This window comes from Streptomyces sp. CB01580 (genome assembly GCF_001905795.1).
Classification (GTDB): domain Bacteria; phylum Actinomycetota; class Actinomycetes; order Streptomycetales; family Streptomycetaceae; genus Streptomyces.
This window is the reverse complement of the sequence record NZ_LIXJ01000047.1, coordinates 24,244-32,060: the sequence shown is the minus strand read 5'-3', so window position 1 is coordinate 32,060 and position 7,817 is coordinate 24,244. Positions and strand designations below refer to the sequence as shown.

Annotated in this window: 5 protein-coding genes; 1 reads left to right on the top strand and 4 read right to left on the bottom strand. The window is 72.5% G+C overall.

What is annotated here, in order from left to right; all coding sequences use genetic code 11:
- Window positions 1-221: 221 nt before the first annotated feature.
- The 3 genes from AMK22_RS35645 to ctaD form a co-directional block, all read right to left on the bottom strand.
- Window positions 222-2,237 carry a tetratricopeptide repeat protein gene (locus AMK22_RS35645; protein ID WP_073791763.1) on the bottom strand — a complete coding sequence of 672 codons (2,016 nt, stop codon included), beginning with the start codon at window positions 2,235-2,237 and terminating at the stop codon, window positions 222-224.
- Between the two features lie 131 nt (window positions 2,238-2,368).
- Window positions 2,369-2,767, bottom strand: a complete 399-nt coding sequence (locus tag AMK22_RS35640; RefSeq protein WP_073791761.1) for a hypothetical protein — start codon at window positions 2,765-2,767, stop codon at window positions 2,369-2,371.
- Window positions 2,768-2,817: 50 nt separating this feature from the next.
- Window positions 2,818-4,551 carry an aa3-type cytochrome oxidase subunit I gene (ctaD, locus tag AMK22_RS35635; protein WP_443333342.1) on the bottom strand — a complete coding sequence of 578 codons (1,734 nt, stop codon included), beginning with the start codon at window positions 4,549-4,551 and terminating at the stop codon, window positions 2,818-2,820.
- Window positions 4,552-5,080: 529 nt separating this feature from the next.
- Here ctaD and AMK22_RS35630 point away from each other — a divergent pair.
- The gene (locus AMK22_RS35630) at window positions 5,081-6,778 is read left to right on the top strand and encodes a sensor histidine kinase (protein WP_073791758.1); all 1,698 of its coding nucleotides are present in this window, start codon (window positions 5,081-5,083) and stop codon (window positions 6,776-6,778) included.
- Between the two features lie 95 nt (window positions 6,779-6,873).
- On the opposite strand, the gene AMK22_RS35625 is transcribed toward AMK22_RS35630, so the two are convergent.
- On the bottom strand, window positions 6,874-7,707 hold the full coding sequence (locus AMK22_RS35625) for a response regulator (RefSeq protein ID WP_079186582.1): 834 nt from the start codon (window positions 7,705-7,707) through the stop codon (window positions 6,874-6,876).
- Window positions 7,708-7,817 lie beyond the last annotated feature (110 nt).

The window sequence follows — 7,817 nt, the reverse complement described above, 5'->3', positions numbered from 1 at the left end:
CACGGCCTCCGTGCGGCTGCCTAGTGCCGTGACCGGCAAGGTTTGCCCGGAAGGAGCATCGTCCGGTGCGTGCGATCGCAAGGCGGTCGAAAGCCCTCGGATGGGGTCTCCCCTGCTCGAACGAAGTCGAGAGCTTGGGGAAGGGCTACGTGGGCTCTCGGCCAACGCCGCGAGCGTGCGTGCGGGACGGTGCGACGGGGCAAACCTTGCCGGTCACGGCACTAGCGGCCCAGGCCGTTGCGGTTCCGGATGGCGTCCGCGGCGGCGCGGTGCTCCTCGGCCTCCGTGTCCCGTCCCTCGTCACGGGCCAGTTCCGCGAACGCGTCGAGGACCCGAACCTGCTCGAATTCCGAGCCGCGTCGGCGTGCCCTCACCAGTGCCTCGCCGTAGAACCGACGGGCCTCGTTCGTGCGGCCGAGCCGCCGCAGGACGCCACCGAGCACGAAGCCGGTGCGCGCGGTCATCCGCTCGCGGTGGTCCGCCACAGCCGCGTCGTGCGCCTCGGTCAGCAGGCGCTCCGCCTCCTCCAGGTCGCCGAGTTCCGCGCTCGCCTGCCCCATCCGGTAGGTCTGCAGCAGGACCCCGTAGGGGTTGGGGATCGTCCTGTGCACCTCGCGGGAGCGGGCGAAATCGCCGATCGCCGCGCTCCAGTCCCCGCGCGCCGAGTTGAGCATGCCGCGGAACTCGATCGTCGAGGCGTGGAGCTTGCGGTCCCGGACCGACGGGCCCAGCAGATCGACGGCCGCCAGCGCCCCCGCGATCTCCCTCCCGGACTCGTCCAGTCTTTCCGATTCCCACAGCGGCCGGGCCAGCTGGCAACGCATCCGCACCACCCACGCCGCGTTGCCGGAGCGGACGGCCGAAGCGGCACCGAGCCGGAAGACCTCGGTCACATCGGACTGGTGGGGGTGGTCCAGCGCGTACGTCCACACGGGCTCGCACAGGGCCACGGCCTCGGCGTCCAGCCCCCGTCCGTGGGCCAGGCGCACGCACGCGTACAGCGCGTGGCGTTCGGCGTGCAGCCAGCGGGCGGCACGCTCGGAGCGCCCGGACCGGACGGCGGGGTCGACGGTCCGTGCCGGGTCCTCCAGCGGCACGTCCGGTGCGTCGGGCACGGGATCGAAGAGGTCCGCGACGACCAGGCGCGGGCCGGCCGCGTACCGGTCGGCGAGCTGGGCCTGTCGTACGTACCACCGCACCACCCGTGTCCGTGCCTCGGCCGACTCGCCCCGCACGTCGTCTTCGCGGGAGCGGCGCCGGGCGTGGGCGTGCAGTGGGCCGGGCAGGCGCATCCGGCCCGCTTCTCCCCGCCGCTCCGGGGCCAGTTCCAATAAGCCGGCCCGGTGCAGCTCCTCCAGCGCGTCCTGTCCGGTCCCGGGGCCCCGTCCCAGCAGGGCGGTGGCGGATTCCGTCGTGAAGGTGGGGCCGGGGTGGGCGGGCAGCAGCCGGTAGAGCGCGGCCGCCGGGCCGGACAGGCCGCGGTAGGCCGTGTCCCAGACGCGTTCCACGCCGGGCGACACCCCCTTCTCGTCCAGCTCCGAGCGGAGGTCGGCGACCAGACGGTCGAGCGGCCGCACCCGGTGGGCGCGGACCCAGCGCCCCGCGACGTGCAGGGCCGCGGGCAGACCGTGGCACAGCCGCACCATGGTGCGGGCCGCCTCCGGATCGGCGGCCAGGCGCTGGTCCCTGACGATCAGTTCCAGGAGTTCCGTCGCCGCGGGGTCCGTCAACGCCGGGAGCGCCATGTCGACGGCGGCGCCGTCCTCCAGGTCGTACAGCGGACCGTGGCTCGCGACGATGACCAGGCTGCCGCCCGACGCCGGCAGCAGGGGAACGACCTCCGAGGCGTAGCGGGCGTTGTCGACGACGACGATCAGCCGACTGTCGGCGGTCTTCTTCCAGTACTGGCGGCACCGCGCGCTGAACTGGCGTTCCAGCAGATCGGGCGGCACGTCGAGGGAGTCGAGCAGCTGCGCCAGCACCTCGCCGGGGTCCAGCTCGCCGCCGGTCCGGTAGTCGTCCAGGTCGACGGTGAGCACGCCGTCCGAGAAGCGGTCGCGCAGGTTCCGGGCGAGGAGGAAGGCCAGTTCGGTCTTGCCGAGTCCGCCCGGTCCGGTCAGCGACAGGACCAGGGGCCGGGAGCGGCCCCGCCATTCCTCGACGGCACGGAGAGCACGCTCCCTCTCGTCCTCGCGGTTGACGAAGTGCACCGGCTCCGGCGGCAGTTCGACCCTCATGCAGGCTCCGATCCGATGGTCCTCACCCGACACTACCCCGATCGGCCCCGTGGGGTCGGGCGCCCGGCCCGCTCCGTCACGGCGGGCCGGGCCATCGTCCGCGACGGTCTCAGCGGTCGTCCGCGACGGTCTCAGCGGTCGTCCTCGGTGTGCCGGGCGGGGCCGGCGCGCCGGGCGGAATCGGGGCGCCTGGCGGGGGCGACGGTGCTCACCGGCAGGAGCGCGGCCCAGCGGGCCGCCTCCTCGCACTGCTCCTGGCGCCGGAGCAGCCACGAGCGGACGACCAGGGTCAGGGTGGCGGAGAGTCCGGCGGACCCGACCACCACGGCGGCCCAGGGGGTGAACGGTGCGAGCAGCAGGAGCATCGTCAGGCCTGCGGTCGCCCACCCGGTCAGCACGGCGGCCGCGGCGGGCCGCCGTGATTCCGGGCGGTCCTGCGCCGCGCGCAGGTCGATGCACGCGGGCAGGTACCAGACGTGCCCCGATACGCAGATCACGGCGACGCCGAGCGCCAGGACTCCATGGGACATCGGTCATCTCTCCTTCTGGGGAACGGGGCACGAATCCGGTCGTCGGCGGATCAGTGGGATCCGACGCGATCGAGTGCGGCGATCTCCGGGTGGTGCAGGTCGAAGGCCGGGGACTCGCTGCGGATGCGGGGCAGGGAGGCGAAGTTGTGCCGGGGCGGCGGGCAGGACGTGGCCCACTCCAGGGAGCGGCCGTAGCCCCAGGGGTCGTCCACGGTGACCTTCTCGCCGTACTGGGCGGTCTTCCAGATGTTGTAGAAGAAGGGCAGGAAGGACAGCCCGAGCAGGAACGACCCGATGGTGGAAAGGGTGTTGAGGGCGGTGAACCCGTCGGCGGCCAGGTAGTCGGCGTACCGGCGGGGCATGCCCTGCGTGCCGAGCCAGTGCTGCACGAGGAACGTGAGGTTGAAGCCGACCGTCAGCACCCAGAAGGTCATCTTCCCCAGGCGTTCGTCGAGCATCTTGCCGGTGAACTTCGGCCACCAGAAGTGGAATCCGGCGAACATCGCGTAGACCACGGTGCCGAAGAGGGTGTAGTGGAAGTGGGCGACGACGAAGTACGAGTCGGTGGTGTGGAAGTCGAGCGGGGGCGAGGCCAGGATGACGCCGGTCAGTCCGCCGAAGACGAACGTGACGAGGAAGCCGGTGGCCCACAGCATCGGTGTCTCGAAGGAGAGCGACCCCTTCCACATGGTGCCGATCCAGTTGAAGAACTTCACCCCGGTGGGCACGGCGATCAGGAAGGTCATGAAGGAGAAGAACGGCAGCAGCACGCCGCCGGTGGCGTACATGTGGTGGGCCCAGACGGTGACGGACAGGCCCGCGATGGCGATGGTGGCGCTGATCAGGCCGATGTAGCCGAACATGGGCTTGCGGGAGAAGACCGGGACGACCTCGGAGACGATGCCGAAGAACGGCAGGGCCAGGACGTAGACCTCCGGGTGCCCGAAGAACCAGAACAGGTGCTGCCACAGCAGAGCGCCGCCGTTGGCCGCGTCGAAGATGTGCGAGCCGAACTTGCGGTCCATTTCCAGTGCGAGGAGGGCCGCGGCGAGGACCGGGAAGACCAGCAGGATCAGAAGGGCGGTCAGCAGCACGTTCCAGGTGAAGATCGACATCCGGAACATGGTCATGCCCGGGGCGCGCATGCAGATGATGGTGGTGATGAAGTTCACCGCGCCGAGGATGGAGCCGAAGCCGGAGAGGGCCACGCCCATGATCCACATGTCGGCGCCGATGCCCGGGGAGTGCGTGGCGTCGGACAGCGGGGCGTAGGCGAACCAGCCGAAGTCGGCGGCTCCCTGCGGGGTGAGGAAGCCCGCCGCGGCGACCAGCGACCCGAAGAGGAACAGCCAGAACGCGAGCATGTTCAGCCGTGGGAAGGCCACGTCGGGGGCGCCGATGTGGAGCGGCATCAGCCAGTTCGCGAAGCCCGTGAAGAGCGGCATGGCGAACAGCAGCAGCATCACCGAGCCGTGCATGGTGAACGCCTGGTTGAACTGCTCGTTGGACATGATCTGCGTGCCGGGGCGGGCGAGTTCGGCCCGCATCACCAGTGCCATCACGCCGCCGATCAGGAAGAAGGCGAAGGCGGTGACGAGGTAGAGCGTGCCGATCTGCTTGTGGTCGGTGGTGGTGAGCCACGAGACGACGAGGCGGCCACGCGAGGGGCGGCGGCCGGGGGCGGTCCCGGTGACGGGACGGTCGGGGCCCGGCGTGGGCGCGGGCCGGGGCCCGGGGGGCCGGGGGCCCTGTGCGGGAGCGGCCTCGCTGCCCTGCGTTTCCATTGCGTCCACCGGACTTGTTCCTCCAGCTGTTGCGGTTCTCCGAACGTTCCCGGCCCCGGGTGCGGGGTCCGGGACGGTCGGGAAGGTCCGGCCGCTCACGGGGGACGGACGGACCGGACCTTCCCGGCGCCGCACCATGCTGCTCGCGGGCGAGGGCACTCCCCAGGGGCCGACGGGCACCTTCCGCAGGGCCTGTCGGCCCTGCGGCGGTCCTCGTGCGGGGCCGGTCGGCCCCGACGTCCTCCCGCGCGAGGGCATGCACCGCCGGTTCCCCGTTCTCCGGGCTGCCGTAGGCTGACAGGTCGTGGACCGGTTCCAGCCCTGCGGTGATCCGGTGACCAGATCCCGGCGTACGGCGGACGACGTACGGCACACGGCACCAGAGAACGGCGACCCGATGGCAGAGACAGCACCTCCCGCGCCCGGCTCCGCTTCCGCGATACCCTCCCCCGCCGCACCGGGCGCCGGACCGTCCGGGGCCTCCTGCCCGCGCCACGCGGCGTGGCCGCAGCCGAGCCGGCCGGACCGGATGCGCGGTCTGCTGGACGCCGTGATGGGGCTGGGGCGCGGTCTGGAGCTGCCCGAGGTGCTGCGGGGCATCGTCGAGGCGGCGGTGACGCTGACCGACGCGGAGTACGGGGCGCTCGGCATCATCGGGGACGGGCAGAAGCTGCTGGAGTTCCTGCCCGTGGGGCTGTCGGAGGAGGTCGCCGCCCGGATCGGGCAGTCGCCGTGCGGGCGTGGCATCCTCGGCGAACTGATCCGTCATCCGGAGCCGTTGCGACTGACCGACCTGGGCAGTCATCCGCGCAGCTACGGCTTTCCGCCGCACCACCCGCCGATGCATACGTTCCTCGGGGTGCCCGTCCGGGTGCGCGACGAGGTGTTCGGCAACCTGTATCTCACCGAGAAGCGGGGCGGGGCGGGTTTCGACGACGACGACGAGGCGGTGCTGACCACGCTGTCGATCGCCGCCGGGGTCGCCATCGACAACGCCAGGATGTACGACGAGAGCCGTCGCCGGGAACGGCGCCTGGAGGCGCTGGGCGAGATCACCCGTGCCCTGCTGTCGGGTGCGGACGCCGACGAGGTGCTGGATCTGATCGCCGAACGGGCGATGGAGGTGGCGGGGGCGGACCGGGCGGCGGTCCTGCTGCCCGGGGCACGGCCGGGAGCGGCGGTCGCTGCGCCCGGCCCGGCGTCGGGGGCCGAGGAGCGGCTCACGGTCGCCGTCGCCCACGGGCGGGACAGCGAACATGTGACGGGGCTGTCCGTGCCGGCCTCGGGATCGCTGGCCGGGCTCGCCGCACGGTCCGGGGCGCCCGCGTACTGTGCCGATGTGCGGACGGATCCGCGGGCCCATCCGTTCGGCGGCGGCGCCGAGGACGGGCTGGGCCCGGTGGTGGCGGTGCCGTTGCGGCTGGGCGGCGGGGCGATGGGCGCGCTGCGTCTGGGGCGGCCGGTGGGCCGCCCGCCGTTCGACGACACCGAGGTGGCGCTCGTGTCCGGCTTCGCCGACCAGGCGGCGATCGCGCTGGAACTGGCCCGTGGGCGGGCCGAGTCCGAGGAGCTCGCCGTGATGCACGACCGGGACCGGATCGCCCGTGATCTGCACGATCTGGCGATCCAGCGGCTGTTCGCGACGGGGATGACGCTGCAGAGCACCACCCGGGCCATCGCGGACCGGCCGGATGCGGCGGAGCGGGTCAGCCGGGCGGTGGACGACCTGGACACCACGATCCGGATCATCCGGTCCACCATCTTCGATCTGCGCACGGCGGGCGGTTCGGGACACAGCGGGCTGCGGCACCGGATGGCGGAGACGGCCCGCACGGCGGCGCGCGCGCTCGGCTTCCGGCCGTCCGTGCGGATCGACGGACCGGTCGACACCACCGTCCCGGACGAACTGGCCGAGCACGTGGTGGCGGTCGCCGCCGAGGCGGTGTCCAACGCGTCCCGTCACGCGGGCGCGAGCCGTATCGACATCGTGCTGTCGGCGGACGACGCGGTGACCCTGACCGTCACCGACGACGGCATCGGTGTCCCGGACGTCCACACGACCGTTCCCGGCGCGGGGGCGGCGGCCGGGGGCGACGGACAGCCGGTGAGGCGCGGCGGGCTGGCCAACATGCGGACCCGGGCGGAGTTGTGCGGCGGCACGCTGGGCGTGGAGCGCCCCGCGGAGGGCGGCACCCGCGTCGTGTGGCGTGCCCCGCTCCACGGCTGACGCTCCGGAAGCGGGCGGCGCACGCCGGGCCCGGCCCCGGGGTCTGCGTCGGGCCCGGCGTCGGCCGGCTCCCGGTGGCAGCGGTGGGAGGGTCCTCAGCCGCGCCGGATCTGTTCGGCGCCCTGACGGTCCTTGAGCCGGCCGACGAGCATCGCGGCCTGGATCCGGCGGCCCACGCCCAGCTTGGCGAGGATCGAGGAGATGCGGTTCTTGACGGTCTTCTCGGCCAGGAAGAGGCGCTCGGCGATCTCGCGATTGGTGAGACCCTCGCCGATGAGGTCCAGGATCTGGCGTTCCCTGGCCGTGAGCTGGTCCAGTTCGGAGAGCTCCGGCTCCTCGGCGGGGCCGTGCCCAGGGCCCCTGAGCCGGGCCATCACGCGCGCGGTCGTGCGCGGGTCGAGCATCGACGTGCCGGAGGCGACCGTGCGGACGGCGGCGATCAGGTCGGCGCCGTTGATCTGCTTCAGCACATAGCCCGCCGCGCCCGCCATGATGGCGTCGAACAGCGCCTCGTCGTCGTCGAAGGACGTCAGCATCAGACAGGCCAGGCCGGGCATCAGGGCGCGCAGTTCCCGGCACACCTCGATCCCGGCCTGGTCGCCCCGCGGGTCGTCGCCGAGACGTACGTCGAGCACGGCCACCTGGGGCCTGCTCGCGGGTACCCGGGCCAGCGCCTCGCGGGCGCTCGACGCCTCGCCGACCACCTCGATGCCGTCCTCGGCCTCCAGCAGATCGCGCACGCCGCGCCGTACGACCTCGTGGTCGTCGAGGATGAAGACGCGCACGGGGTCGGCGGACCGCGACGGATCCGTGTTCAGCGGGGACTTCGCGAAGTCGTTCACACCATGCTCGATCGGCTCGGGGAAAAGGCGGACGCCCACCAGTATGTGCGTTCCTCCGGCGACCCCCGCGCCGGGGTTGCGAAGCATGGTGAACAACATCTGAACAGGGCCGAAAGGCCCTGTGACCAGGGCCGGTCGGCGAGTCGATGGCGGTGCCATACTGACGCCGCCGAGATCATCCGGGCGCCGCCGACGTC